Origin of the sequence: Nocardioides coralli (assembly GCF_019880385.1) — a bacterium.
In the GTDB taxonomy this organism is placed as follows: domain Bacteria; phylum Actinomycetota; class Actinomycetes; order Propionibacteriales; family Nocardioidaceae; genus Nocardioides; species Nocardioides coralli.
In genome coordinates this window covers 2,026,132-2,050,156 of the sequence record NZ_CP082273.1, presented here as the reverse complement: position 1 = coordinate 2,050,156, position 24,025 = coordinate 2,026,132, and the positions used below count along the sequence as shown (strand labels likewise).

The window sequence follows — 24,025 nt, the reverse complement described above, 5'->3', positions numbered from 1 at the left end:
GGTCCCGTCAGGGCGTGAAGCCCTGGTCCTCGTCCTCGCCGTGACCCAGTCCCGGGGGAAGGTGCCCGGTCGACTTCTGGTAGTAGCCGGCGGCGCGTCGCGCGGCGAACATCCGGGCCAACCCGATGAGTGCACCGCTGACGGCGGCCCAGGCGACCGCCTCCCGCACCGCCACGTCGGGGTCGGCAGGGTTCTGCGGCGGGGTCTTGCCCGTCGCCTTCTTCCAGCCGGTGGTCAGGACCTTCTTCGAGACGGTGGCGGCGCCGAGCACCGACACCATCGACATCAGGGTCCAGACCTTCGATCCACCAGAGTCCTTGGCCATGCACCGACCCTAGCCGAGCCCGACGAAGGAGTGCCCGGCGTGGGGAGGTGGCTGAGCAGGTCCCGCGACGGGCGGGTCGGAACCCGGACCCTAGCCGAGCGATGTGATCGCCCGCGCCAGCTCCTCGGGGTGCCGGGTGCTGACGAGCCAGTACGGCGTGGGGTCGGCCGGGTCGGTGATCTCCACCTCGACGGCCCGCTTGAGGTAGGGCCGCAGCAGCAGGAAGGCGCGGGCGTCCGCCTCGACCCCCGACCTCCGTCGGGTCGCCTCGGCGTCCAAGGCACGGGCGGTGCCGACGTGCTCCGCGCCGATGCGGGCCCGGCCGACGCGCAGCTCGCCGTCGGCGACGCTGATGCGGGCGGCGCCGTAGGCGCTCAGCAGCGACGCGGCCAGCAGCATGCCGACGGCGCTCAGCACCCACGCCAGACCAACGGGCAGTGCCACCACGAGCGCCAGCCACAGGCTGGCCACGAGCATCGTCGCCTGCACCCACCAGCGCAGCGGCACGGTCAGCCGCTCGGCGTACTCGACCGCGTTCTCCACGATGAGCCATCGTAGGAGCGGTCCGGTGCCGGGGTGCGGGTAGGGTCACGCCCCGTGTCCGACCACTCGCCCGGCGACCTCGACGTCCTGCTGGTGCGGCTCGATGCCGACCTGCCACCGCCCGCCTACGCCCACCCGGGGGACGCCGGTGCCGACCTCCTCACCACCGTCGACGTGACCCTGAAGCCGGGGGAGCGGGCCCTGGTGCCCACCGGCATCGCCGTCGCCCTGCCCGAGGGGTACGTCGCGCTGGTCCACCCGCGCTCCGGACTGGCCGCCCGGCACGGGGTGTCGATCGTCAACGCGCCCGGGACCGTCGACGCGGGCTACCGCGGCGAGGTGAAGGTGATGCTGATCAACCACGACACCACCGAGCCGGTCGAGCTGCGGCGCGGGGACCGCATCGCCCAGCTGGTGGTCCAGCGGGTCGAGCGGGCGCGCTTCGTGGAGGTCGCCGAACTCCCCGAGTCGGTCCGTGGCGCCGGGGGCTACGGTTCTACCGGAGGGTTCGGCCGTCCCGACCGCCCTGGAGCAGAAGGAGTGCAGTGAGGTTCCGACGCAAGTCCGCCGCCGCGGACGCCCCGGACACCGCCGCGGAGGCGCCGGCGCCCGAGGAGACCCCGGTCTCTGACGCCGCCCCGTCGGTGCACCGCGAGGGCCCGCTGGACGCCGAGGACGTCGAGGACGACGGCGTCGAGCGTGTCGACCTCGGCTCGCTGCTGGTCCCTCCCGTGCCGGGCAGCGAGCTGCGCATCCAGGTCGACGAGCGCACCGAGCAGGTGCAGTCGGTCGTCCTCGCCGGGACCGACGGAGCCCTCGAGCTCCGCGCCTTCGCCGCCCCCCGTCACGGTGACCTGTGGAGCGAGGTCCGCCCCCAGCTCGCGGCCGACATGGCACGCCGCGGCGGCACCGCCACCGAGCAGGAGGGACGGTTCGGCACCGAGCTGCAGTGCCAGCTGACGGTGAAGACCGCCGACGGCCGGACGGGTCAGCAGTCCTCCCGCATCGTCGGCATCAACGGCTCCCGGTGGATGCTGCGCGCCACCTTCCTCGGCAAGCCCGCGGTGGACGCCGACGCGGCGGGCCCATGGGAGCAGGCCCTCAGCCAGCTCGCCGTACGCCGCGGCAGCGGTGCCATGCCGGTCGGTGACCCGCTTCCCGTGGTGCTGCCCGACCAGGCCCGGCGGCTGGGTCCCCAGGAGGGACCGACGGCCGCCCCGGCCCCGGAGGAGTCCTGAGGTGGCGGGCCGGAGCCGGCTGCGCACCCGCATCAGCGACTGGGCCAGCGGCCGCGACCTCCACGCGGAGGACGTCCGCCGGCACCTGGCCGACAAGGCGGAGCTCAGCATCGCCGAGGCCCCCGACCGGGAGCTGGTGACGGTCAACGGCCAGCTGCGCACTGTGACGCTGCGGCCCCGCGGCGGCGTACCCGCTCTCGAGGCCGAGCTCTACGACGGGTCCGGCGTGCTGACCGTGATCTGGCTCGGCCGCCGCAAGATCGTCGGCATCGAGCCGGGCCGCACCATGCGGGTCACCGGCCGCATCGGCGTCACGGCGGATGCCCGCACCATGCACAACCCGCGATACGAGCTGCTGCCATGAGCCCTGAACCCGCCGCCTCCTCCACCACCCCTGCGGGTGTCGACACCGTCGAGCAGGTGGTCCGCGCCCAGCTGTCGAAGGCCCTCGGAGGACGTCGTGGGATGGCCGAGGCCGCGGCCCCGACGCTCGTCTTCACCGTCCTGTGGCTGACCACGCGCGAGCTCTACACCGCGCTGACGGTCAGCGTGGCCGCTGCGTTGGTGCTGCTGGCGGTGCGGCTCGTCCAGCGGTCGACGGTCCAGTTCGTCGTCAACGCGCTCTTCGGCATCGGCATCGGCTGGCTCTTCGTCACGATGTCCGCCCGAGGTGGGGCCAGCGAGGACGAGCAGGCCCTGGCCTACTTCCTCCCCGGCATCCTCTACAACAGCGGGTACGCCGTGCTGCTGGCCGTGACCTGCCTGATCGGCTGGCCGCTCGTCGGCTTCATGGTCGGCGGCGTCACCGGTGACGCCACGGCCTGGCACCAGGACCGCCAGGTGGTCCGGCTCTGCACCAACCTGACGTGGCTCCTGGTGCTGCCCTGCGTGCTGCGCGCGGTCGTGCAGGGCCCCCTGTGGCTGGCCGGGAACGGCGGCGGCATCGACACCGACACGGCGATCGCGCTGCTCGGCATCCTCAAGATCGTCATGGGCTGGCCGCTCCAGCTGGCCGCCCTCGGCGCGATGGTGTGGCTCCTCGCCCGGAATCGCACCCCCGTGGAGGCGCGTCCGGCGTGAGGCTGCTGTCCCTCAGCCTCCGTGCAGCGAGGGCGCCAGCAGCTTCTCCAGCTCCTCCTCGACGTCGGCACTGACGACGAAGAGCAGCTCGTCGCCCGACTCGACCGGCTGGTCGGCGTCGGGGGTGTAGACCTGGCCGTCGCGCAGGATCGTGACGAGCGCGCAGTTCTCGGGGAACGGGATGAGGCCGGCGGGCTTGCCGACGTACGGCGAGTCCGAGGGCAGGGTCAGCTCGACCAGGTTGGCGTTGCCCTGCCGGAACGTGAACAGCCGGACGAGGTCGCCGACGGTGACGGCCTCCTCCACGAGCGCCGACATGATGCGCGGGGTCGAGACGTTGACGTCGACGCCCCAGGCCTCCGTGAAGAGCCACTCGTTGTTGGGGTGGTTGACGCGGGCGACGGTGCGCGGGACGGCGAACTCCGTCTTCGACAGCAGCGAGGTGACGAGGTTGACCTTGTCGTCGCCGGTCGCGGCGATGACGACGTCACACCGGTCGAGCCGGGCCTCCTCGAGGGAGGAGAGCTCGCACGAGTCGGCGAGCAGCCACTCCGCGTCGGGGACCCGCTCGGGCTTGATCGCCCCCGGGCTCTTGTCGATGAGCAGCACCTGGTGACCGTTGGTGATCAGCTCGCGGGCGATGGAGCGGCCGACGGCCCCCGCTCCGGCGATGGCGACCCTCATGACTCCTGCTCCTCGGGTCCGCGGTCGAAGACCTCGTAGACGTGGGCGGCGTTCTCCTCGCGCATCACCAGGTGCAGGAGGTCACCCTCCTGGATCACGGTCTCCCGGGTGGGCAGCATCCCCTCGCCGAGGCGGTCGATCCACGCGATGCGCGACTTGGTCTGCAGCTGCAGGTCGACGGTGCGGTGGCCGATCCACGCGGGTGGCACCGGCACCTGGTCGAGACGGATCGTCCCCGACGGGTCGCGGAAGTCCGGCTCGGCACCTGCCGGGAGGAGCCGGCGCAGCACCTGGTCGGCGGTCCACTTCACGGTCGCGACCGTCGTGATGCCCAGCCGCTGGTAGACCTCGGCCCGTCCCGGGTCGTAGATCCGCGCCACCACCTGGTCGATGCCGAAGGTCTCGCGGGCCACCCGGGCGGCGATAATGTTGGAGTTGTCACCGCTGGAGACGGCTGCGAAGGCATCGGCTCGCCGGATCCCGGCCCGTTCGAGGACCTCCTGGTCGAAACCGAAGCCGGTGATCTTGTCGCCGTTGAAGGACGGGCCCAGCCGACGGAACGCGTCGGGCTCGCTGTCGATGATCGAGACGGTGTGGTTGCGATCCTCGAGGCTGCGGGCGAGCGTCGAGCCGACCCGGCCGCAGCCCATGATGACGACGTGCACGTGGCAAACCGTATCCCAGTCGATGCCCCCAACCGGGTGTGAACGGTCTAGCCTTCGAACGTGGGTGTCGGCGACGTCTCGAAGCGGATCCTGTTGGGGCGCAAGCTGCGCAGCACCCAGCTGGGGGAGACGCTGCTGCCCAAGCGGATCGCCTTCCCGGTGTTCGCGAGCGACGCGCTCTCGTCCGTGGCCTACGCTCCCGACGAGATCTTCATCATCCTGTCCCTGGCCGGCATCTCGGCCTACACGTTCTCGTGGCCCGTGGCGATCGCCGTCGCCGTGGTCATGCTGGTCGTGGTCGCCTCCTACCGGCAGAACGTGCACGCCTATCCCTCCGGCGGCGGTGACTACGAGGTCGCGACGGTCAACCTCGGACCGAACGCCGGCATGACGGTGGCCGCGGCACTGATCGTCGACTACGTGCTCGTCGTCGCCGTCTCGCTCTCATCGGCGGCGCAGTACGCCGGCTCGGCGTTCGACTTCGTGGCCGACCACCGGACGCTCGTGGCCGTCGGTCTCGTGCTGTTCCTGGCGGTGATGAACCTCCGAGGGGTCCGCGAGTCCGGCGTCTCGTTCGCGATCCCGGCGTACGCGTTCATGCTGGCGCTCGGCGGGATGTGCCTGTGGGGCCTCGTCCGCAGCCTGTCCGGGACCCTCCCCGCTGCCGAGAGCAGCCAGTTCTCGATCATCGAGGCCGAAGGCTACGGCGAGAACCTCACCACCATCGCCCTGGTGTTCCTGGTCGCCCGGGCCTTCTCCTCCGGCTGCGCGGCCCTGACGGGCGTCGAGGCGATCTCGAACGGCGTGCCGGCGTTCCGCAAGCCCAAGAGCCGCAACGCTGCCGCGACCCTGCTCATGCTCGGGGTCATCGGTGTGATCCTGATGCTGTCGGTGGTGTCGCTGTCCAACGCGATGAACGTCAAGTACGTCGACCCCAGCGAGCTGCAACGACTGGTCGGCCCGGACGGCAACCCGGTGCCGGAGGACTTCAACCAGGACACCCTCATCGCCCAGATCGCCCAGGGCGTCTTCGACAACTTCCCGGTGGGGTTCTTCTTCGTCGTCATCGCCACCGGCGTGATCCTGGTGCTCGCGTCCAACACCGCCTTCAACGGCTTCCCCGTGCTCGGCTCGATCCTGGCCCGCGACGAGTGGTTGCCCCGGCAGCTCGGGGCCCGGGGCGACCGGCTCGCCTACAGCAACGGCATCCTGATCCTGTCGGGGATGGCGATCGCGTTGATCGTCGCGTTCGACGCCGAGGTCACCCGGCTGATCCAGCTCTACATCGTCGGCGTCTTCGTGTCCTTCACCCTCAGCCAGCTGGGCATGCTGCGGCACTGGACCCGGCACCTGCGCACCGAGACCGACCCCGCCGAGCGGCGCCGGATGATGCAGTCGCGGCTCATCAACACCGTCGGGCTGGTGATGACCGCGGTGGTGCTGGTCATCGTGCTCGTGACGAAGTTCGTCCAGGGCGCCTGGATCACGCTGATCGCGATGGGCGTCTTCATGCTGATCATGCGCGGCATCAAGACCCACTACGTCGACGTCGCGCGCGAGCTGGCCGCCGACGAGGAGGACCGGACCCTACCGACGCGGGTGCACGCGATCGTGCTGGTCTCCAAGCTGCACAAGCCGACGCTGCGGGCGCTCGCCTTCGCCAAGGCGTCGCGGCCCAACGTCCTCGAGGGCGTCTACGTCGCCTCCGACGCGCGCGACACCAACCAGCTCCTCAGCGACTGGGACGAGCGCAACCTGGGCATCCCGCTGAAGGTGCTCCACTCGCCCTACCGGGAGATCGTGCGACCGATCTCCGACTACGCCCAGGAGATCCGGAAGGCCAACCCCCGGGGTGTGGTGGCGGTCTACATCCCCGAGTACGTCGTGGGCCGGTGGTGGGAGCAGCTGCTCCACAATCAGACCGCCCTGCGGCTCAAGGGGCGGCTGCTCTTCTCGCCGGGCGTGATGGTGATCTCCGTGCCCTACCAGCTGCGTTCCTCCGAGATCGCCCGGGAGCGTGAGCTGCGCGAGGACGCGAGGATCCGGTCCGGTGACCTGCGACGCGGCCAGGTGAGCGACACCTCGCGCAACCGGCAAGTGCCGCGGTGAGCCGGCAGCCTCGCCGGCGTCGACCCCGCGGGCGCTCGCGGGTGGGGGAACGGTTCACCGTGACGGTGGGCCCGGTGGCCCACGGCGGCCACTGCGTGGCGCGGGTCGGGGACGGCGACGGATCGCGCGTCGTGTTCGTCCGACACGCCCTGCCCGGGGAGGAGGTCGACCTCGTCGTGACGGAGGGCACCGACGGCGACCGGTTCTGGCGCGGGGACGCCGTCGCCGTGCACCGGGCGTCCGAGGACCGGGTCGCTGCGCCCTGCCCCTACGCGGGACCCGGGCTCTGCGGCGGCTGCGACTTCCAGCACGTCGCGCTCGCTGCTCAGCGCCGTCTCAAGGCCGACGTGGTGCGCGAGCAGCTCCACCGCCTCGCGGGTCTCGACGTCGCGGTCGAGGTGGAGCCCGTGCCGGGCGACGACCACGGCCTGCGCTGGCGCACGCGGCAGCGCTACGTACGGCTCCCGGACGGTGGGCGCGGCATGCGTAAGCACCGCTCCCACGACGTCGTCCCGATCGACGAGTGCCTGCTCGAGGCCCGCTCCGGGCCGTCCCACGAGGTTCGTGGCCGAAGGTTCGCGGTCGCCGACGACGGTTTCTGGCAGGTCCACCCGGGGGCCCCGGACGTCCTGGTCTCGGCCGTCCTCGACCTGGCCCGGCCGCAGCCGCGGGAGTCGGTCCTCGACCTCTATGCCGGGGTGGGCCTCTTCGCGTCCTTCCTCGCCGACGCGGTCGGCCCGGACGGCCGGGTGGTCGCCGTCGAGGGCAACCGCGCGGCGGCGCAGGCCGCGCGCGTCAACCTGGCCGACCGTGCCGAGGTCACCACCGGTGCCGTCGACGCGGTCCTCGACTCGGCCTACATCGAGCGGGTCGACCTCGTCGTGCTCGACCCGCCGCGGGAGGGGGCCAGGCGGCGGGTCGTGGAGCAGGTGGTCGCCCGGTCACCCCGCGCGGTGGTCTACGTCGCCTGCGACCCGGCCGCGCTGGCGCGCGACGTCGCCGTCTTCGCCGAGCACGGCTACGCGCTGCGGGCGCTGCGGGCCTTCGACCTGTTCCCGATGACGCATCACGTCGAATGCGTCGCTTTGCTGACGAAAACCGCCTCTGACCTGCGGTGATGCAAATCCGGGTGTTGGTGCTGACTTCGAAAATCCGGGCTTAGGGCGCACTTTGGGCGCACTTTGACTTTGAGGCCGCTCCCGATGCCGGACCTGGAGACCCCTGAGAACGCGAGAAACGGCCCGTAGGCCGCCGCGTAGTGCGAAGGGGGCTCCACGGGCCGCTCGGAGGGTCTGAGGGCTCTCAGAGCTCGATTGCGGGATCGTCGGTGGGCTCGGTCCGAGGAGCAAGCCGCTCCGTCGCGGCGCGGTAGTCGGGCACCACGAGCCGGCGGTTGATGTAGTGCCGCTCGGTGACCGTCTTGGACGTGTGGCCGAGCTGATCCTTGGCGGCGTCGGCGTCGTAGACCTCGTCGATCTCGGTTGCCACTGTCCGGCGGAAGGAGTGGGGCGAAACGTCGCGGAGCGCGGCGATGTCGGCGTACTCGTCGAGGTGGCGGATGTGCCACAGCCGGCTCTGGACATTGCCGGGGAAGTGCCAGGTTCCGTTGCGGCTGGCGAAGACCGCGTCGATGTCGTTCGGTGGCTGCTCCAGCTTGCGTCGGCGCAGGATGGCAACGGCCCAGTCGGGGAGCGCGATGGGGCGGATCGCGGCGTCGGTCTTGCCGTAGTCGACCCGCTTGCCCTTGGAGGTGATCTGGCCGTTGACCATGAGCCACGGGAACCAGGTCTCGTCGTCGCGGCGCTCGGGAGGGGCGGTCAACTCGATGTCGGACCAGCGCAGGGCGAGCAGTTCGCCGATCCGCATACCGGTGGCGATGAGCATGTCGACGATGTCCGGGAGGTCGACACTCTTCGGGCCATTGCGCCGCTCGGCGTTCGCCCACTCACGGATGGCCGCACGCACAGCGTCAAGGTCCTCGACCGCCACCGGCTTCTTCTTGACCTTCGGCACAGGGACTGACGGGACGGCTGCCGCCGGGTTGCCGTTGAGCGCCTCGTGGAAGATCGCCATGTTGAAGGCCCGCACCAGGACGCTGCGAATCCGCTTGCGCATGTCCGCTGAGACTCCGGCGCTGTCCAGAGCCGCCTGGATGATGACCGGCCGAACGTGTCGCAGCTGGTAGGCACCCAGAGGGTGCTCGGTCTTGTCGCTGTCGAGCACCCAACGCAAGTGATAGCGGTAACGCTCCAGGGTCTCCGAGTTGGGACTGCCGTCGGCCTTTTCCATCTTGGCGAACCAGAGGTCAAGCAGTTCCTGAACCGTGTCGTCGGGAGCGATGGCACCATCGCCGAACGTGCCGGTGTGCTCGACGAAGAATGCCTTGAGGTTGGCCCTTGCCTTGTTCTTGGTTTCGCCGCTCTTGCGGTACTCGCGGACGACGCCGTCGACATCGCAGTAGCGGGCCCGTGCTAGCCACGTCCCGTTGGCACGTTGTGTGCAGTTGATGTCGCCGTAGGTGCCGACCACCAGTTTCTGCCGGGCCATTTCTGATTCCTTTCGTGTGTCTGGTCCCGTCAGGGCTGCGCTGTCCGGAGGGCTCCACCCCGCACCCGGCTTGCGCGGGTGCGGCTCCGAACCTGCCGGCCGCCATCCGAGGCAGGGTCAGCGCCTTCGTTGTCGTCGCCGAGTGCGAACGACTCCTCGTGATCCCGGAGCCACCGGTCGAGCTCGGACAGGCGGTACTTGAGCCTGCCGCCCGCCTTCACTGCACGTGGGCCATAGCCGGGTCGTCGTACCCGCCAGGTCAGCAGCGTGGCCTTCGGGACGCCGAGATAGCCACAGGCGTCCTCGGTGTTGAGGAAGGGGTCTTGGGGAAGCGGGACGACGAGGGCCAAGGGCATCTCCTTGTCGCCGCTGCTCGCGGTGGACGGGGTGTCAGATCGACGGGACATCAGGGCTCGCTCCTCTCGGTGGTGGCCGGTGGTGCAACGCGGCCTCGAAGTCGAGGCGGCTTTGCGCTGCACCTTTCGGCGCCTTTCGTTGGATAGGTGTGGGCCGCAGGTCGCTGCGCACGATTGCGAGCAGCTCGGTCTGCACGGGCGTTGTGATGGGCACGAACGTCTGCCGGGTGACGCGGACGAGTTCGCCGTTGTGGTCCCCGAGTCCGGGGACGTTGATGCGCTGGAAGTAGAGGCGCTGGGCGACGCCGTGCTCGATGACGTTGCAGATCCGGTCGTCGATGCCCGCGCTGACCCGCTGGAGCCGACGGTTCTGCGGGGGATCGGCAAGTCCGTCTCGGCCGAGTTTCTCCATGCGGACGGCGGCGACGGAGCCTTGGCCGGCGGCGGGTCCACCGTTCCCGACCATCCCGCCGAGGTCACGGGTCTCGTGGACGAGTCGCCCGTAGCTCTCAGCACGTCGCTCCCACCGGACCGCGACGGTCGGGTCGACGGTTTGGAGTCGGCGGGCTGCTTCACGCGAGACGATGCGTTGGGAGTCGAGCACGACACGCAGGTTGTGGGCGGTGGGGAACGTCCCGAGGTGGATGAGCAGGTTGTGCTGGGCCTGGAGTACGCCGGTGATGCCGGGCAGCTCGGGTCCTTCAATCAGCGTTGGTTCGGGCCGCCATCCGCGAAGGTCGACGGTGTAGTCCGGCTCGCCGTATCCCGCCCGTGTCGCGCACGTCTCGGCCGCACGTCCAAGGCGGCCCGGCTCCTTGAGTGCCTGCCAGCCGGGGATGTTGGCGTAGCGACGGTCGAGGCTGACGACCGCACGCACCACGTCGGCGGCGTCCTTGATGACGGTCAGGCACTGGGCTTCGGACAGACGGCCGTACCCGACGCCGTTGGCGAAGTCGTGCTCGCCGAGCACGCAAGCACGAGCCGCCTGACGCCAGGTGTCGACGAGCGCGAACGGCTGCTCGGTGACCAGCTCGTCCAGCGTTGGCAGGTTGACCTCGGTCGCGACGAGAGTGGCTTCCAGGCGATAGCGCAGCTCCTCGGCAGGGCCACGCGTGCGGCCGGTGCTTCCTTCGAGGTTGATGTGCGGGTTGGCGGCACGCATCGCCTGGTGGCTCCAGACGAGTACGGCGTAGCGGTAGCGCGCGATCTGCTCACCGATCACCTTCCGCTCATCGGGAGTCGTGGTCTCGGGGACCGTGTGCAGGCCGGCGCCGCCGATGCGTTGCTGGATGCGGTGCTGCCGCAGCAGTTCACTCAGCGCGTCGCGGAGCATCCCGCTGGTCTCGCCGTACATCAGGGCGCATCCAGTTCTCGGGCGGCCCACAGCATGTCGAGGACGAGCTCGACGGTCAGGGAGTCGATGCCGTGCCTGACGAGGTCCTCGATGGCCGACTCGGCGACCTCGAAGAGCACGTCGCGGTCGGTGACCGGGACCGGGCTGATGCCGGGGATGTAGTCGCCGTGGATGAAGTCGATCTGGAGCAGCACGCGGTCGTACTCGATCGACGCATCGGTCGTGAGCGCGGCGTCGGCCAGGGCGGCGACGTAGGAGCGGGCCTCGGCGAGGGTCACCGCGTGGGCGAGCAGCATGGGTGAGTCCTTTCGGGGGCTGGAGATGGTCGGCATGTCTTCGACCGTGGAGTGGTCGATCGAGGACGCCGAGAACGCGTAGTCCTGTCTGTGGACAAGCCGGTAGAAAGTCCCGCTGTGTATCGGGTGCGCGGCTACGCAGCGAAGCGAACCGCGTCTTCGATCGCTCTGCGGGCGGCGAGGTCCTCGGCGACGAACGCGGTGAAGTCGGCTCGTCGGTCGACGATCTCGACCTCCGGCGCGGGCTCGTACGGGGCTTCTCCGGGCCACGCGGTCTGCCGGGTCGGCCTGTCACGGTCCAGCCGCGTACCGCACAGGGACACCCACTCGCGTAGCCGGTTTCGGGCCTCGGCGAAGTCTCGATGCCAGGCGAGAGGTGCTGACGGCGAGCCATCGGGGTCGTAGGCGTTGAGCCAGTGGGTGTGGAGTGCAGAGAGTTCCCAGATCAGCTCGTCGTGGCGATGCCACAGCGGTGGGATCACCGTCGGCGGCAGGCCGTAGGTGTGCCGCAGCCAGTCCACCCACGCGTCGAGGTCGTGCCACTCGTCGAATGCCTCGTCCGCGGTGAGGAGGTTCCAGTTGATCGGGCGCAGCGGGCGCTCATCGTCGAAGTCGGCGGTCCCGAAGACAGTGTCGGGACCGCCGAACTCCTCGAACGAGTCGCCGTCCTCGAACTCCAGCGTCTGCTGGTCGGATTCGACGTCGGTGCTCATCACGGTGGCCTTCAGAAGCTGACGGCCTGGGCCGGCTCGTTGACCACGTTCATCTCGTTGGTCGGAGGGTCGGGCTGCTTGGCAGGATTGCGGTCCACGACGTAGCGGGTGCGGGCGCAGTCGTGTCCGATCCGGCGTGCGACGAACTGCTCGCGGATCTCGCTGGGACCGCCGGGTCGCTCCTGCTCGTACTCGTGGATGTAGCCGGAAGCGACGATCTGGTCGCCCGGCTTGAACCGCGGGTAGGCCCGCTCGGCCGCACGGTCGAACAGGACCATGTCGCAGAAGACGGGGTCGAGCTTGGTGAACGACCCGTCGACCTCCTTGCGGTGCTGCTCGATGCCGACCCGGCAGAAGAACCGGGCGTGACCCTTGCCGGTGAACGTGAGCTCCGGCGCTGTCGCGATGAACCCGTGGAGGCTCATCTGGGTGGGAATCGTCATCGTCTGACTCCTGACGTCGGGCGGTGCCCGGATGGCATCCGCTATCAGGAGTCAGGTGTGCAGCGGCGACGATCTGCCTGGATGGTTACGCTCGTTGCCGATGAAGAGCAGTGGTCGTGGCCGCGCACAGAGCGACGAGTTCTACGTCGTCGATCTTTGTGACGAGGCGTTGGGAGAGGCGGGCCTACGCCAACACAGGTTCCCGTGGCTTCTTGGTGACCCGTCTCCGAAAACTGGGAGAGCAACCGCACTTCCGGTGGATGCCTACTGGCCCAGTCGCAGCTTCGTTGTCGAGTTCTACGAGCGGCAGCACACCGAGGCGGTCGCGTTCTTCGACAAGCCCGACAGGATCACGGTCTCGGGCGTGCCTCGCGGTGAACAGCGAGCGCTGTATGACGAGCGGCGCCGTCAGCTCATTCCTCAGCACGGCCTCCGGCTGGTGGTGATACCCCTGGAAGCCTTTGAGAACAAGCGTGGCAAGATCGTTCGCAATCACGACCGCGACCTGGATGCGGTCGCCAGACTGCTTTCCTAGCGGCGGCGGAGTGCCGCTTCGACCTGGGTTCGTTGCTCGCGGAGTCGCTCGGCTTCCTTGCGAGCCGTCCAAGGACGTAGGTCGGTGACCAGCGGCGGGGCGCTGCGGAGCAGTACGAGAGCGGTGCCGAATGGCAGGGTGCGAATCACCTCTGGCGGCATCACCGGCACTCGTCGCACGGAGCGTTGGAGCGACCGGGAGCCGTAGTCGCCGACGGAGACGGTGTCGGTCTTCTCGTCGCGCTCGCCGATCAGGGCGGAGAGGTCTTGGAGGTCCTTCGCCGACGAAGTGCCGCCGAGGACGACTTTGACGATGGAGGCGTCCCAGATGGCGCCGGCCGCGTGCTCGCCCCACTTGTCTCGGGCCTGGGAGAGGGACTGGAGCACGGGCATCGTGGTGATCCCGGTGCCGCCGCCCTCGGCCATGAGGACCGGCAGGGACGGCAGCGGCGAAAGGTTGCCGATCTCGTCGAGTGCCAGGAGTAGCGGTGGGTCCATGCGTGCGCCAGGTGATGCGGCGGCGAGGTGGCGGGCGGTCTCGACGAGATCCTCGATGAAGGCTGCGACGAGTGACCCGGAGGCGCCAGCTCCTGCGCCGGTGGCGAGGAGGAAGAGGGTGCCGTTGCTGGTGAGGAAGTCGACGGGGTCGAAGTGCTCGCCGGGGTTCGGGGACACGGCGTCGAGGACTCGTGGGTCGGCGAGGCAGGTGAGGGCGAGGGAAACGCCCATCCAGATCGAGTCTCGGGTGCGGGGGTCGGAGTGGATCATCGACTCCAACGAGTCGGCCCAGCCGGGTGCAGCCTTGTGGTTGCTCGACAAGATCGCCACCGCGTCGGCCGCCGCAGACGGCGACAGCGTCCACCCGAATAGCTCGCGGGGACTGCGATTGTCGAGGGCAGCCGCATGGAGCAGCGCCTGGAGGGCTGTGCGGGTCTTGCCTTCCCAGAAGCCGCCGGACTCGACCCCGCCGGTCGACAAGCCGGTTGCGGACGCGAGGCCAGTGGCTCGGATCATCGCGGTGAGTGGGTCTTGGCAACCGCGCACGGGTGACCAGCGAAGGCCAGCCGGTAGACCCTCGGCCAGCCGTTGGGGGTCGAAGACCGCGACCGGTCCGCGCACCTGGCGAGCCGTGATGGTGGCTGCGATGTTGTCGGGTCGAGTGGCGGTGGTGATGACCGCGCCGGGGGCGTCGAGGATCGCGTTGATGACGACGTGGAGGCCTTTGCCCGAGCGGGGCGGTCCCAGCACCAGGATCGAGTCCTCGACCGACGCCCAGACGCCCTGACCCCGCGAGCGCCCGAGGAGGTAGCCGACGTCAGAGAGCTCCGGCTTGTCGAGGGACGGTCGCAGCGTCTGGCCACGCGCAAGCAGCGCCCTATCCGATGCAACCGCTCGTACGTCGCGTCCAGTGGCGACCCCTGCAAGTCGGCGGGGATCATGCGACGTCGTGTGCTTCATCGAGCCGATCCGTCGCCATAGCACGAGGGTGCTGGCGATGACCGCCGAGACCATGAGCAGCAGCACGAGCCAGTAGACCCACGCAGCGAGTCCGTCGGCACCGAGCGCGGTGGATGGGTCGCTGGGGTGGGTGAGAACTCGAAAGCCGGCCTCCCAGCCCCGTTTTGGCTGCGAGGCGCCTGACACCCACGCGGCGGCAGATCCAGCAAGTCGCAGGATCGCCGCGATCAGGCCGACGGCGGCGATGAGGATGAGGCCGAAGTTGACCAGGTCGTCGTCGACTCCCTGCCCGCGAGGGTTCACGCCGCACCACCATCGGCACTTGCGCTGACCATGACGGTGCCGGACCGCTTACCCATGAACACCACCAGGCCCGGGTGAGCTTCGAGCAGCGCGGGCGGTAGGCGCAGGCGCGCGGTGCCGTCGGTGCTGGCGACCTGGTGGGCGACCACCACGGCGACAGCGACTTCCTCGCCTGCCTGGAACCCGCCGCCGGTCACCTCGCCGACCGTGGCCGCCGACTCGCGCACGGGCCTGACCATCCGCAGGCGTGGACGGGCAGGAGTGGCGATGTCGGTGAAGGTGTTCCCGTCGCCTTCGTGGACCTCGACCCGTACGGCGGTCCCCAGGTCGGCGGCGATCTCGTCGAGTATTCGATGGAGGTCGTCGCGGGTGAGCGATCCGTCGACGGAGTAGGGCTCGTGGTCGAGCTTGACGGTCAGGAAGCCCTTCTCGTCGACGTCGACCTCGACCAGCGGCATGACCACGGGGACGCGGACCGCTTGGCGGTCGTCGCGCCGGTACGGGGCGGCAGCGTTGATCATGCTCATAGCCCGATCGTCTCCACCTGCCGCTGAGCGACCGTTTGCACTGGTGCTGCCCCACGCCCAGCAGCGAGCGCTTCGCGGTCGAGTCCGGGCGGGTTGCCGTCGCCGACCTGCGGGGTGTCGAGCTTGTCGAGGATCGTGACCGCCGAACCCCGCACACGCTCGGCGGTGGACTGCACGACCTCGACGGGCGTCTTGCCCGGCACGCTCGACGCCCAGGAGGCGACGTACGGGATCGTGTAGTCGTCGGTCGCCAGCCCGTGCGCCGCGCCGACCATGAGGGCGACGGACTCGGCTTCGACCTCGGCGATGCCACGGTGCATGGCGGCGTCGGCGTTGTCAGGTCCGTGGAGCATGACGTGCCCGAGCTCGTGGGCCAGCGTCTTGACCTGGGCGGCGTCGTCCATGTCCATCCGCACCGACACCTCGCGGGTCATGTAGTCGGTCAATCCGTTGGCGCCACCAATCGACCTCGCATCCGAGACGAGACGCAGCTCGAACCCGTGCGCGGTGATCTGGTCGGCAAGGCCGTCCCACAGGCCATCCGGTGCCTGGCCTTGGAGCAAGGCGGGGCGCGGCGTCTCGGCTATCGGCTCACCGTCGGTCTGGGAGATGTCCCAGACGTGTGCAGGCTTGAGGCCAACCAGCTTGGAGCGGACAGCCTCGCCGAAGCCCGGCTTCTCGCCGCGGGCGAGACGTCGCCACGAGTTCGCGTCGGCAGGATTCGAGGAAGCGAACCGAGCGGTAACGGGCGCGAGGATCGCGTAGCCCGACTGGCCCTTCATCACTGCTCGGTTGAGGCTGAGCCACTGGCGGAAGCCGGCGACGTACGTCGGCACCGGCTCGGGCACCCGCCCCTGCTGGAACGCCGCGTAGTGCTGGACGTAGATCAGCATCGTGTTGTTGAAGGACCGCGAGCGGAACTTCGCGGCGAACTCCAGGGCGCGCTTCCAGTCGTCGCCGGTGACCAGCGCGCTGACCGACTCGGTGAGCTTCTGTTGCAGGGCTTCGAGCTTCTCCTCACGTGCGGCGAGGTCTCGGGTCTGGACTCTCATCGGATGCCTCCTGTCTCAGATGACAGGTGTCCCTCTGGTGCAACCCCGTTCATGCGGCCGGCGGTGTCGAACAATTTCAGCTCGGCGGGATGGAGCTGGTGCTGGACCACGAACGACCTGTGCTTGATCCGCCATAGTCCTTGTCCGGTGCCCAGCGTTGGCAGGAGCGACTGCTCGGTGCCGGTCAGCCCGAGGGTCGCGGCGGTGGAGCCAAGCTGGTCGGATTCCTGCCGATAGACCACTCGCGTCTCGGCGTTGGCCAACAGGGACGAGGCGAGGGCTCGCATCGCGGAGCCCTGATCGCCGACGTTGTCGAGGTCGGAGAGTTTGTGGAAGATCAACATGTTTGCGATGCCGTAGTGCCGTGCCAGTCGCCAGTGGGCGTCCATCCGGCGCAGCAGGGCCGGGTGGGACATGAGGCGCCACGCCTCGTCGTACACGACCCAGCGTTGACCGCCGTTCGGGTCGAGCAGGGCGGACTCCATCCACGCGGACGCGCACGTCATCAGCACCGAGGTCAAAGTGGCGTTCTCCGTGACCCGAGACAGGTCGAGGGAGACCATCGGCAGCGTCGGATCGAACCGCACAGTCGAGGGGCCGTCGAACAGACCGGCCAGGTCACCCGCGACGAGTCGGCGCAGCGCGTGGCCGGCGAGCCGGCCGTCCTCGGCAAGCCGACCATCGGAGTCGGTGGCCGGATCGGGAGCCAGCAGCTGGTCGACGACCATTGGCAACACCGGGACGTCTGCCGAGCGCACGGCCTCAGCGAGGGCGACGTCGATCGCGGTGTGCTCCAGAGGCGTGAGCCGACGGTCGAGGACGGTCTCCGCCAGTGCGCCGACCAGTTCGCGCCGTCGCGCGGTCACCTGCGCTGCCCACTGCTGATCATCGGGGCCAGCCGGGCGGTGCCCCTCATCGAGTGGGTTGAGCCGGTTCGGCATCCCGTGTCCGAGTGCGATGGCCTTGCCGCCGACCGCTTCGGCGACGGCGGTGTGCTCGCCCTTCGGGTCACCGGGGACGTAGACGCGGCGACCGAACGGGATCGAGCGGGTGTAGAGGCTCTTCGCCAGTGCCGACTTGCCCGAGCCGACGATGCCAGCGAGCACGAGGTTCGGAGCAGTGATCAGACCACGGGCGTAGAGCACCCAAGGGTCGTAGACGAACGAGGACCCGGAGTAGAGATCCTGACCGACGAACACCCCGTCGCTCCCGAGCCCGCCTTCCGCGAGGAACGGGTACGCACCCGCCAGGGTGGCCGAGGTGTCCTGATGACGCGGCAATCGCAGGCGACCCGGAGTGCGGAGCGCAGCAGGGCCGGGTTCGCCCGCCTTTGGTAGCACTATGGTTGCGCGCCGCTCGGCCGCCAGCTCGTCTGCCTTCGCTTTGGCGACGGCCTTGCGGGAGTCACGTTCCTCGTCCAGCAACGACTTCGCCGCCGCCTTGCGTGCCCGCCGGTCACGACGACACTCGCGTCGAGGGACGACGAGGACCGCGCTGTGCAGGCGGCCTTCGTCCGAACCCTTCACAGCGACAGCCCGTGGTCGACGGACGAGCGCGACGAGGGTGGATCGGGGAACTCGCGGTGGTAGGCAAGCATGGCCTCCGCCTCGTGAGCGTTCGCGATGACCTCGCCAACCTGTCGCACCATTTCGCCGGCCCGGTGGAGATCCCAAGACACCCAGTACGCAGCCGAGCGAGCCTTCGGAGAGTCCGCCGGCACCCACTCCGTTTGCCGCTGACGTGCGTCGTGGAACGCTGCGATCTGGTGCAGCGACTGGCTCAGGGACGCGACCGCTGAGGTGAGGGACCCGAGCACCGAGTAGATGTCGCGGGGGTCGTCGATGGACCGGGTCGCATGCGCCAGACCACGCAGGACTGTCTGGACTTCGTCGGCGTCAGCCGCCGGGTTCTCGAACGTGGGCATCGGGGCCTCCTTCTCGATCTGGTCGAGAAGGAGGTGTGCCACCACGTCTGTGATCGCGCCTACGCCGCGCTGAACAGCAACAGCCGCACATCCGACCCTCCGACCACCGGGATAGCGAACGCGGCCCGGCACGTCTTCACCCAGGTTGGAATTTGGGATGATCTACACGCCTCTGGCACGACCCGAGGACCATCCACGCCGAGCGTCAATCAATTCGAGTCAGTTCCAGGAGTGACGAAATGTCAAGTGAGCCCGAGGCCGTTGCAGACCTGCTGAGGTCTCAAGGGCAGATGAGTTTCGTGGAGCCGACGACGGATGCGCTTATCGAGGCGTTCGAGTCGGAGCATGACCGTCAACTACCGTCCCAGCTCAAGCGGTGGCTCCTCGTTTCGGACGGCGGAGACTTCTTCCTGCCTGCGGGCTTTCAACTGCGCGGCGTTGAACATCTTCCGTTGATCGATGTAGACGACCCCGATCGACCAGATGACAATTACATCGTCATCGGCACTTTGTCCTCGGGCGACCCAGTTCTGTGCGAGGAATCAAGTGAGCGAATCTCGATCTACAACCACGAGGTCGGAAGGATCGAGGACGACGAGACCTTCGCCGACTTCTTCACCTTCCTGACCAGTCTGGCTGCCGTGCTCGGCATTGGTGACGACGATGTCGAGTAGGACTGCGGGTCGTAACCGAGCGATCAGGAAGGCATGGGAGAACGAGAAGAGGCTCGTACTTGAAGGCAAGGGCACCCGTGATTGGACGCCCGAGCAGCAGGAGCAGATTGCGGAGAAGGGCAAGGCCTACGACGTTAAGGGGCGGGCATTCGAAGGCCAGCACATGAAGAGTGTCTCGGCGTACCCGGAGTATCTGGACGACCCTCGAAACATCCAGTTCCTTTCGCACGATGAGCACCTCGCCGCGCATGGCGGCAGCTGGATGAATCAAACCAACGGCTACTACGACCCGGCCCTGAGAACAATGTCGGACTTCGGTGACGGGCCTCCCCAACCGTGTGCCGAGGTGCCGCTTACGAATCCGCTGTATCCCGGGCTTCTCAATCCGGCCAGCGCTGCAACGACCAATGCCAGCACTGAAACGACCAATGCCAGCACAAGTACCCCCTCCCTGGCGGCTCCTTCCTCCAGAAGCTCTGCACCCGCACCTGCGGCGGGGACTCCGAAGGGCAACTTGCGGCAGTGGACTCAGTCACTGAAGCGTGTCGCCCAGCAGACGTGGAGCAATCCACATGTGCGGGCGGCGGTGCTAACCACTGCTCCAGTCGTGGCGAAGGTGGCTATAGACGCTCTTGGTGACCGCTCGCCGAGAGGAGTCCGCGCCACTACTCCTTCGACGCAGTCATCCACGAGGCGGGCCCCGGCAGCCAGCGCCGATGCTTTGCGCGAGGCCCGTCGGTCGCCCGACGAGCACGGCGTGAGTGGGTACACCAGGAAGGACGGGACAAGCGTTCGGCCATACCAGCGCGGTGGGAAGAAGGACTGACAGCCGCCAGGCTGAATCGGCCCTCAGATCTGGTGCTCAGACCGAGCGGCATAGTGGCAGTGCGGCGGCCGAGAACGCCTGGGCTTGCTGTCCCCAGAGCCGACGTGTCTCGCACGACGCTTGGATGGCGGCCTGCTCGATGTCGGCTACGGCCCGTTCGAGTTCGTCGGGGTCTTGGGTGCTGACGGCGATCAGGCCGGTGGTGCGGAGGATGCCGTGGCCGGCGGTGAGGTCGGCCTCCTGCTGGAGGACGTCGTTGTATTCGGCGGACTGCTGGGCGTCCTCGATCTGGCCGATCCTCTGCCTCTGGGCGGCGTCGGAGATGTACTCGGTCTTCTTCTTGCGGATGTCGCGGGCAGCTTGGTCGGTGCGCATCGGCGTGTAGAGCAGCGTGAAGGTCCGTCGTACGCCGGAGGAGAGCAGGACGGGTGCGAGGAAGCCCGGGTAGACGAGTGATCGCGGCCATTCGCTGATCCAGAGAACGCAGTGGTGTGCGGAGTCGCTACGTACGCTCGACCAGTTCTCGGTGACGGCGACCGGGCCGGCTGTGGCGAGGTCGCGGCCGAGTTCGCCGTGACGCTCCAAGGCCCCGGCCACCACGGGGTCGTACGCGGAGCGGAGGATGACCGCGAGGTCGCCGGGCTCCAGCCAGCCCGATGGAGCGAGGTCGGCCGCGCGGAGGGCCGCGGTCATCGTGGACATCTCCTGACGGAGAACTGCGGCTGCTCCTCGGTTGCCGCCACCGGCGGCGCGGATGGCGCGACCGGCCGCCTTCATGTCGAGTGAGATCGACACCGTGCTCGCGTGACGCTCGCCAGCAGGGCCAGCGCGGTCGATCAGTTCGCCGTACGTCGTCGAGGTCCACGAGTCGTTGTGGGTTCCGTGCTGGGACCACCACTCGGCGAGGCCCTTCCCGGAGTCGGGCAGCGTCCGCTCCATCACCTGCAACGAGGAAATGCGTCCCGAGCGGCACGCCGTGGCAAGCACTCGCCCCCAGCTCGTGACACGGCGTTGTTGCTCGATCGGGTCGAGCAGGATGAAGGCTGGGTGGGTGACGCCGACGATGGCAGTCAGCGTCGCGGCGTGCGGGTCATGAACCATGACCGCACCGCTCTCGGGGTCGAACCACTGACGAAGACGCGCGGCATCCCCAGGCAGCGACAGCGTGCCAGCCGGTCGAGGCTTGACGATGTGGCGGCGGAACAACAACTGACCACCGGTGGACCGCCAGAGCCAGCGGCTGACCACGGGCAGCCACTCGATCAGCTTGCGACCGCCGACTCCGATGAACGCGAGGGCAGCGCAGAGCAGCAGCACGGGGACGACATACATCAAGGACGGTCCACCGCCGAAGTAGAGCGCGAACACCAGCATGATCGCGCCGAACCCGACCACGACGAGCTGAGACCCGGACAATCCCAGGAGCACACCTCGTCGTGTCAGGCGGGAGAACTTCACCGGAGCGAGTTCGTAGTCGTGTGCAGTCGTTGGGTTGCTCACCGGTCAGCCCTTCTTCCCGTTGGACTTTGAAGGAATCGAGTCCGCGACATGCGGCGGCAGGGGTGCGCCCGAGGACGAGACCGGGGTCTTCTGGGCGGCGTCTGCTTGTTGCGAGGCGGCACCGCCGACCGCCTGGCCGGTCCAGACTCCGGCCGTGGCGGCTTCCTTCGCCACGACCACACCAGCAGCGACTCCGCCAGCGGCAGCCCCGCCCGCGGCTGCTCCGCCGCCTCCTCCCGAGGAAGCCGCACCCGCACCTCCGGTTGACGGTCCCGTACCCGTCGGTGCTGCGGCCGGCGCGGGTGATCCGCCACCATTGCCGCCGCCGTCGAGCACCTTGCTCGGCTGTGAGCTCGGGGCGCGGTTCATCGGGATCGGCATCGGGCGGTTGAGTGCCGACTTGCCTTCCTGCTCGGCCGACATCGCGTGGTACATGTCGAAGCCCATGAAGTTGATCGCCTTGTAGGTCATGTACGGCGCGAACCCGGCCATCAGCATCAGCACGACGCCGGCGATCGGCTCTGACACCGACTGGATGTCGCGGTCGATGGGGGCGGAGACCTGTGCGGTGGCGAGCAGGAAGATCACCACCAGGACGACCTTCGAGAGGATGAGGGCGATCACGAACGATGCCCACTTGCTGACCCAGGAGCGCGTGTGGTCCCAGCTCGACCCGGCGAGGGCAATCGGAGCGAACACGATCGCGATGAGGAGTAGTGCCTTGCGGACGAGCAGGCTGATCCACACGATGCCTGCCGCGCCGATGGCAAGGCCAGCGATGAAGATCGTCAGGATCGCACCCGCGCCGGGCGCCGCGAGGTTGAGCCCGACGAGTCCGGTGGTGAGCAGGGCGACGCGGTCGCCCATCTGCTCCATGTTGGTCCCAGCCGCGTTGACGATGCCGATGCAGAGCTGGTCGGTGACTTCCATGGCCGTCGCCAGCAGAGCGAGCGCGACGAAGGAGCCGAGGATCGACTTCGCCAGTCCGAGGGCTGCTCGCGACAGTGCGGCTGGTTCGCGTCGGATCATGCCCCCGATGACTTGGAGCATGAAGAAGCCAAGCATCACGAAGACGGCGATGCCGAAGAGGATGTTGTAGACCTTGGTGTACTGACTGCTGGTGACGTCGACCATCGTGGTCGAGTCGAAGACCTTCCACACGGCCTCGAACATCCAGCCCGCAGCGTGCCCCATGCCCTGAGCCAGCCAGTCGAAGGGCGCGGACACCAGCGCTCCGGCCGCGTCGCCCGCGACATCGCACACGGATGAGATGACAGGTACATCGCAGACGTCGACCATCGTCGTGTTCCTCTCGTGCTGTCCCGGTCAGACGGACTGGCCGACGTTCCAGAAGAAGTTGACGAGGGCGACGGACGCGCCGGTGATGATCGCGGCACCGAGCCCGACCAGGACGCCGAACTTGCCGCGACCAGCCAAGTGCGGGTTCGACGAGTTCGCGCCGAGTGCCCAGACGACCGCCGAGACGATCAGGGCGAGTACGGCGAGGATGAGGCCGACGGTCATCGTCGCGCCGACGATGTTCTTGAGCTGGCTGATTCCCGGCAGCCCGTTGGAGTTCGGGCCGATGTTGATGTCCTGCGGCAACAGCGACAAGACAGCGGTGGGTAGACCGGGGTTGATCACGATTCCTCCTGAGTGAGTGGACGGTTCACTCGCTCAGGTGTTCTGCCGCGTTTGGCCGGAGCGGAACGTAGCCTTCTGCTGATGTTCACGATCACGAGCCAGGCACTTGATGCCCTGGAGGCGACACCGGCCTGGAAGCGGTGGAATGGCGGCCCCAACGGGCTTGGCCGGTCTGCTGAGGACGTCTATGCGTCGTTCGTCGGGGCTCAGGCCGAATCGCACGAAGAGCTGGTCCGCATCCTCGGTGCCGACAACCTGGGAGGCGGGGTGCCGGTCGCGGTCGCGAAGGCGCTCGCCAGGCTGTCACCGTGGATCGATGAACCTGCGGTCGATCCCGCAGTGCTTGACCAGGTCGCTGCCGAGCTCGGCCTGTACGTCTACCTCCTCGTCGACCCGCGCGATGGGGTGCCGTTTTACGTCGGCAAGGGCCGTGGGCTGCGCTACGCCGCGCACGGCCTGGAGGCCAACGATGTTGCCGCGGTCGGAGACGTCGAGCAGTCTCGCAAACACACACACATCAGCGAGTTGCGGCAGCAGGGGATGGAGCACGAGATCTGGATCCTGCGGTACGGGTTGACCGCTGGCGAGTACACCGCTGTCGAGGCCGCCGCGATCGACTTGCTCATGACCTTCCCCGTCACCCCGGGGGAAAATGGGCAGCGGCTCCCGCTCGCCGCCCAGGATCAACTGACGAACGCACGACGCGAGGACGCGCGCAGCCATGGGATGCGCCTGCTGGACTCAATCATCGGCGAGTACGCCGCTCCACCGCTGGCAACCGAGACGCCGCTGCTCCTGATCACCCTCAACGGGTGGAACGACATGCCTGAGGGCGAGGTTATCGCAGGCGGAACCACGCGGTACGGCGCCGGTTACAAGCCCGAGTGGCTCGTAAGTTCCAGCCGGGTGCGGGCATTCGAGGCGATCGGCGAGTCACTTTCGGCCTGGTGGAATCTCAGCCCTTCAAGCGTCGAACGACGGGGCATCAAGCACGTCGTTGCCGTCCACCGTGGTGTCACCCGTGCGCTGTTCGAGATCCAACACGACTCTTGGGAATCCGTTGTGACGGATCGCCTCGACAAGCGCGGTCGCACAATCAGCAAGACGGCATTCAAGGTCACCCCAATCAGCGAAGGCGCTCTCTTCGACGAGGTTGTCGGTCGCCACGGCCACCGAGTGGTCGGCCGGGCCAAGGGTGCACAGAACTCGCTCTACTACTGGCCTCGGTAG

28 protein-coding genes are annotated in these 24,025 nt (G+C 68.5%); 10 read left to right on the top strand and 18 right to left on the bottom strand.

Annotated elements, in window-relative coordinates; genetic code table 11:
- Nucleotides 1-7: 7 nt before the first annotated feature.
- Complete coding sequence (locus tag K6T13_RS10020; protein WP_222894443.1) at nt 8-325, bottom strand: DUF4235 domain-containing protein; 318 nt, start codon at nt 323-325, stop codon at nt 8-10.
- Nucleotides 326-415: 90 nt separating this feature from the next.
- Nucleotides 416-868, bottom strand: a complete 453-nt coding sequence (locus K6T13_RS10015; RefSeq protein ID WP_222894442.1) for a DUF3093 domain-containing protein — start codon at nt 866-868, stop codon at nt 416-418.
- 54 nt (nt 869-922) lie between these two features.
- On the opposite strand from K6T13_RS10015, the gene dut reads away from it, so the two are divergent.
- Genes dut through K6T13_RS09995 form a run of 4 tightly spaced genes read left to right on the top strand, consistent with a single transcriptional unit; the run spans nt 923 to nt 3,186 of the window.
- Nucleotides 923-1,417 (top strand): dUTP diphosphatase, encoded by a 495-nt coding sequence (dut, locus tag K6T13_RS10010; protein WP_222894441.1) that lies wholly within the window; start codon nt 923-925, stop codon nt 1,415-1,417.
- Nucleotides 1,414-2,106 carry a DUF3710 domain-containing protein gene (locus K6T13_RS10005; protein ID WP_222894440.1) on the top strand — a complete coding sequence of 231 codons (693 nt, stop codon included), beginning with the start codon at nt 1,414-1,416 and terminating at the stop codon, nt 2,104-2,106. The genes dut and K6T13_RS10005 overlap by 4 nt, the downstream gene beginning before the upstream one ends.
- 1 nt (nt 2,107) lies before the next feature.
- Nucleotides 2,108-2,470: an OB-fold nucleic acid binding domain-containing protein gene (locus tag K6T13_RS10000; protein WP_222894439.1), complete on the top strand. Its 363-nt coding sequence runs from the start codon at nt 2,108-2,110 to the stop codon at nt 2,468-2,470.
- Nucleotides 2,467-3,186 carry a DUF3159 domain-containing protein gene (locus K6T13_RS09995; protein ID WP_222894438.1) on the top strand — a complete coding sequence of 240 codons (720 nt, stop codon included), beginning with the start codon at nt 2,467-2,469 and terminating at the stop codon, nt 3,184-3,186. Before K6T13_RS10000 ends, K6T13_RS09995 begins: the two co-directional genes overlap by 4 nt.
- Before the next feature lie 12 nt (nt 3,187-3,198).
- Here K6T13_RS09995 and K6T13_RS09990 read toward each other — a convergent pair whose 3' ends face one another.
- Together K6T13_RS09990 and K6T13_RS09985 are read right to left on the bottom strand one after the other, a co-directional pair.
- Nucleotides 3,199-3,870 (bottom strand): potassium channel family protein, encoded by a 672-nt coding sequence (locus K6T13_RS09990; RefSeq protein WP_222894437.1) that lies wholly within the window; start codon nt 3,868-3,870, stop codon nt 3,199-3,201.
- On the bottom strand, nt 3,867-4,520 hold the full coding sequence (locus K6T13_RS09985; protein WP_430228225.1) for a potassium channel family protein: 654 nt from the start codon (nt 4,518-4,520) through the stop codon (nt 3,867-3,869). The genes K6T13_RS09990 and K6T13_RS09985 overlap by 4 nt, the downstream gene beginning before the upstream one ends.
- 75 nt (nt 4,521-4,595) lie before the next feature.
- Between K6T13_RS09985 and K6T13_RS09980 the strand changes: the two genes are divergently transcribed.
- Nucleotides 4,596-6,644 (top strand): APC family permease, encoded by a 2,049-nt coding sequence (locus K6T13_RS09980; RefSeq protein ID WP_222894435.1) that lies wholly within the window; start codon nt 4,596-4,598, stop codon nt 6,642-6,644.
- The gene (locus K6T13_RS09975; RefSeq protein ID WP_222894434.1) at nt 6,641-7,762 is read left to right on the top strand and encodes a class I SAM-dependent RNA methyltransferase; all 1,122 of its coding nucleotides are present in this window, start codon (nt 6,641-6,643) and stop codon (nt 7,760-7,762) included. Before K6T13_RS09980 ends, K6T13_RS09975 begins: the two co-directional genes overlap by 4 nt.
- 184 nt (nt 7,763-7,946) lie before the next feature.
- Here K6T13_RS09975 and K6T13_RS09970 read toward each other — a convergent pair whose 3' ends face one another.
- From K6T13_RS09970 to K6T13_RS09945, 6 genes are all read right to left on the bottom strand, one after another.
- Complete coding sequence (locus K6T13_RS09970; RefSeq protein WP_222894433.1) at nt 7,947-9,191, bottom strand: tyrosine-type recombinase/integrase; 1,245 nt, start codon at nt 9,189-9,191, stop codon at nt 7,947-7,949.
- 29 nt (nt 9,192-9,220) lie between these two features.
- Nucleotides 9,221-9,541, bottom strand: a complete 321-nt coding sequence (locus K6T13_RS09965) for a helix-turn-helix transcriptional regulator (protein WP_249423719.1) — start codon at nt 9,539-9,541, stop codon at nt 9,221-9,223.
- Nucleotides 9,542-9,581: 40 nt separating this feature from the next.
- Nucleotides 9,582-10,901, bottom strand: a complete 1,320-nt coding sequence (locus K6T13_RS09960) for a hypothetical protein (protein WP_222894432.1) — start codon at nt 10,899-10,901, stop codon at nt 9,582-9,584.
- Nucleotides 10,901-11,197, bottom strand: coding sequence for a hypothetical protein (locus tag K6T13_RS09955; RefSeq protein WP_222894431.1), 297 nt, complete (start codon nt 11,195-11,197; stop codon nt 10,901-10,903). The genes K6T13_RS09960 and K6T13_RS09955 overlap by 1 nt, the downstream gene beginning before the upstream one ends.
- A gap of 134 nt (nt 11,198-11,331) precedes the next feature.
- Nucleotides 11,332-11,910 (bottom strand): hypothetical protein, encoded by a 579-nt coding sequence (locus K6T13_RS09950; protein WP_222894430.1) that lies wholly within the window; start codon nt 11,908-11,910, stop codon nt 11,332-11,334.
- 11 nt (nt 11,911-11,921) lie between these two features.
- Complete coding sequence (locus tag K6T13_RS09945; RefSeq protein WP_030485748.1) at nt 11,922-12,353, bottom strand: single-stranded DNA-binding protein; 432 nt, start codon at nt 12,351-12,353, stop codon at nt 11,922-11,924.
- A gap of 100 nt (nt 12,354-12,453) precedes the next feature.
- On the opposite strand from K6T13_RS09945, the gene K6T13_RS09940 reads away from it, so the two are divergent.
- Complete coding sequence (locus K6T13_RS09940; protein ID WP_222894429.1) at nt 12,454-12,888, top strand: hypothetical protein; 435 nt, start codon at nt 12,454-12,456, stop codon at nt 12,886-12,888.
- On the opposite strand, the gene K6T13_RS09935 is transcribed toward K6T13_RS09940, so the two are convergent.
- From K6T13_RS09935 to K6T13_RS09915, 5 genes are read right to left on the bottom strand one after another with little or no spacing between them, the layout of a single operon-like run.
- Nucleotides 12,885-14,648, bottom strand: coding sequence for a type IV secretory system conjugative DNA transfer family protein (locus tag K6T13_RS09935; protein ID WP_222894428.1), 1,764 nt, complete (start codon nt 14,646-14,648; stop codon nt 12,885-12,887). The two genes, K6T13_RS09940 and K6T13_RS09935, sit on opposite strands and share 4 nt — an antisense overlap.
- The gene (locus tag K6T13_RS09930) at nt 14,645-15,175 is read right to left on the bottom strand and encodes a hypothetical protein (protein WP_222894427.1); all 531 of its coding nucleotides are present in this window, start codon (nt 15,173-15,175) and stop codon (nt 14,645-14,647) included. Before K6T13_RS09930 ends, K6T13_RS09935 begins: the two co-directional genes overlap by 4 nt.
- Nucleotides 15,172-16,227 (bottom strand): ArdC-like ssDNA-binding domain-containing protein, encoded by a 1,056-nt coding sequence (locus K6T13_RS09925; RefSeq protein ID WP_222894426.1) that lies wholly within the window; start codon nt 16,225-16,227, stop codon nt 15,172-15,174. Before K6T13_RS09925 ends, K6T13_RS09930 begins: the two co-directional genes overlap by 4 nt.
- A complete protein-coding gene (locus tag K6T13_RS09920) occupies nt 16,224-17,753 on the bottom strand; it encodes a VirB4 family type IV secretion system protein (RefSeq protein ID WP_222894425.1) in 1,530 nt (509 codons plus the stop codon). The genes K6T13_RS09925 and K6T13_RS09920 overlap by 4 nt, the downstream gene beginning before the upstream one ends.
- Nucleotides 17,750-18,151, bottom strand: a complete 402-nt coding sequence (locus tag K6T13_RS09915; protein ID WP_222894424.1) for a hypothetical protein — start codon at nt 18,149-18,151, stop codon at nt 17,750-17,752. The genes K6T13_RS09920 and K6T13_RS09915 overlap by 4 nt, the downstream gene beginning before the upstream one ends.
- A gap of 239 nt (nt 18,152-18,390) precedes the next feature.
- Here K6T13_RS09915 and K6T13_RS09910 point away from each other — a divergent pair, with 239 nt between their 5' ends.
- Together K6T13_RS09910 and K6T13_RS17660 are read left to right on the top strand one after the other, a co-directional pair.
- On the top strand, nt 18,391-18,825 hold the full coding sequence (locus K6T13_RS09910; RefSeq protein ID WP_222894423.1) for an SMI1/KNR4 family protein: 435 nt from the start codon (nt 18,391-18,393) through the stop codon (nt 18,823-18,825).
- The gene (locus K6T13_RS17660; protein ID WP_430228223.1) at nt 18,815-19,651 is read left to right on the top strand and encodes a hypothetical protein; all 837 of its coding nucleotides are present in this window, start codon (nt 18,815-18,817) and stop codon (nt 19,649-19,651) included. The genes K6T13_RS09910 and K6T13_RS17660 overlap by 11 nt, the downstream gene beginning before the upstream one ends.
- A gap of 36 nt (nt 19,652-19,687) precedes the next feature.
- On the opposite strand, the gene K6T13_RS09900 is transcribed toward K6T13_RS17660, so the two are convergent.
- The 3 genes from K6T13_RS09900 to K6T13_RS09890 are packed head-to-tail and all read right to left on the bottom strand — an operon-like array spanning nt 19,688 to nt 22,795.
- A complete protein-coding gene (locus K6T13_RS09900) occupies nt 19,688-21,109 on the bottom strand; it encodes an SCO6880 family protein (protein WP_430227088.1) in 1,422 nt (473 codons plus the stop codon).
- Nucleotides 21,110-21,154: 45 nt separating this feature from the next.
- Nucleotides 21,155-22,450, bottom strand: a complete 1,296-nt coding sequence (locus tag K6T13_RS09895; protein ID WP_222894420.1) for a TrbL/VirB6 family protein — start codon at nt 22,448-22,450, stop codon at nt 21,155-21,157.
- A 27-nt stretch (nt 22,451-22,477) separates the two neighbouring features.
- The gene (locus K6T13_RS09890) at nt 22,478-22,795 is read right to left on the bottom strand and encodes a DUF6112 family protein (RefSeq protein WP_249423717.1); all 318 of its coding nucleotides are present in this window, start codon (nt 22,793-22,795) and stop codon (nt 22,478-22,480) included.
- 81 nt (nt 22,796-22,876) lie between these two features.
- Between K6T13_RS09890 and K6T13_RS09885 the strand changes: the two genes are divergently transcribed.
- On the top strand, nt 22,877-24,025 hold the full coding sequence (locus K6T13_RS09885) for a hypothetical protein (RefSeq protein ID WP_222894419.1): 1,149 nt from the start codon (nt 22,877-22,879) through the stop codon (nt 24,023-24,025).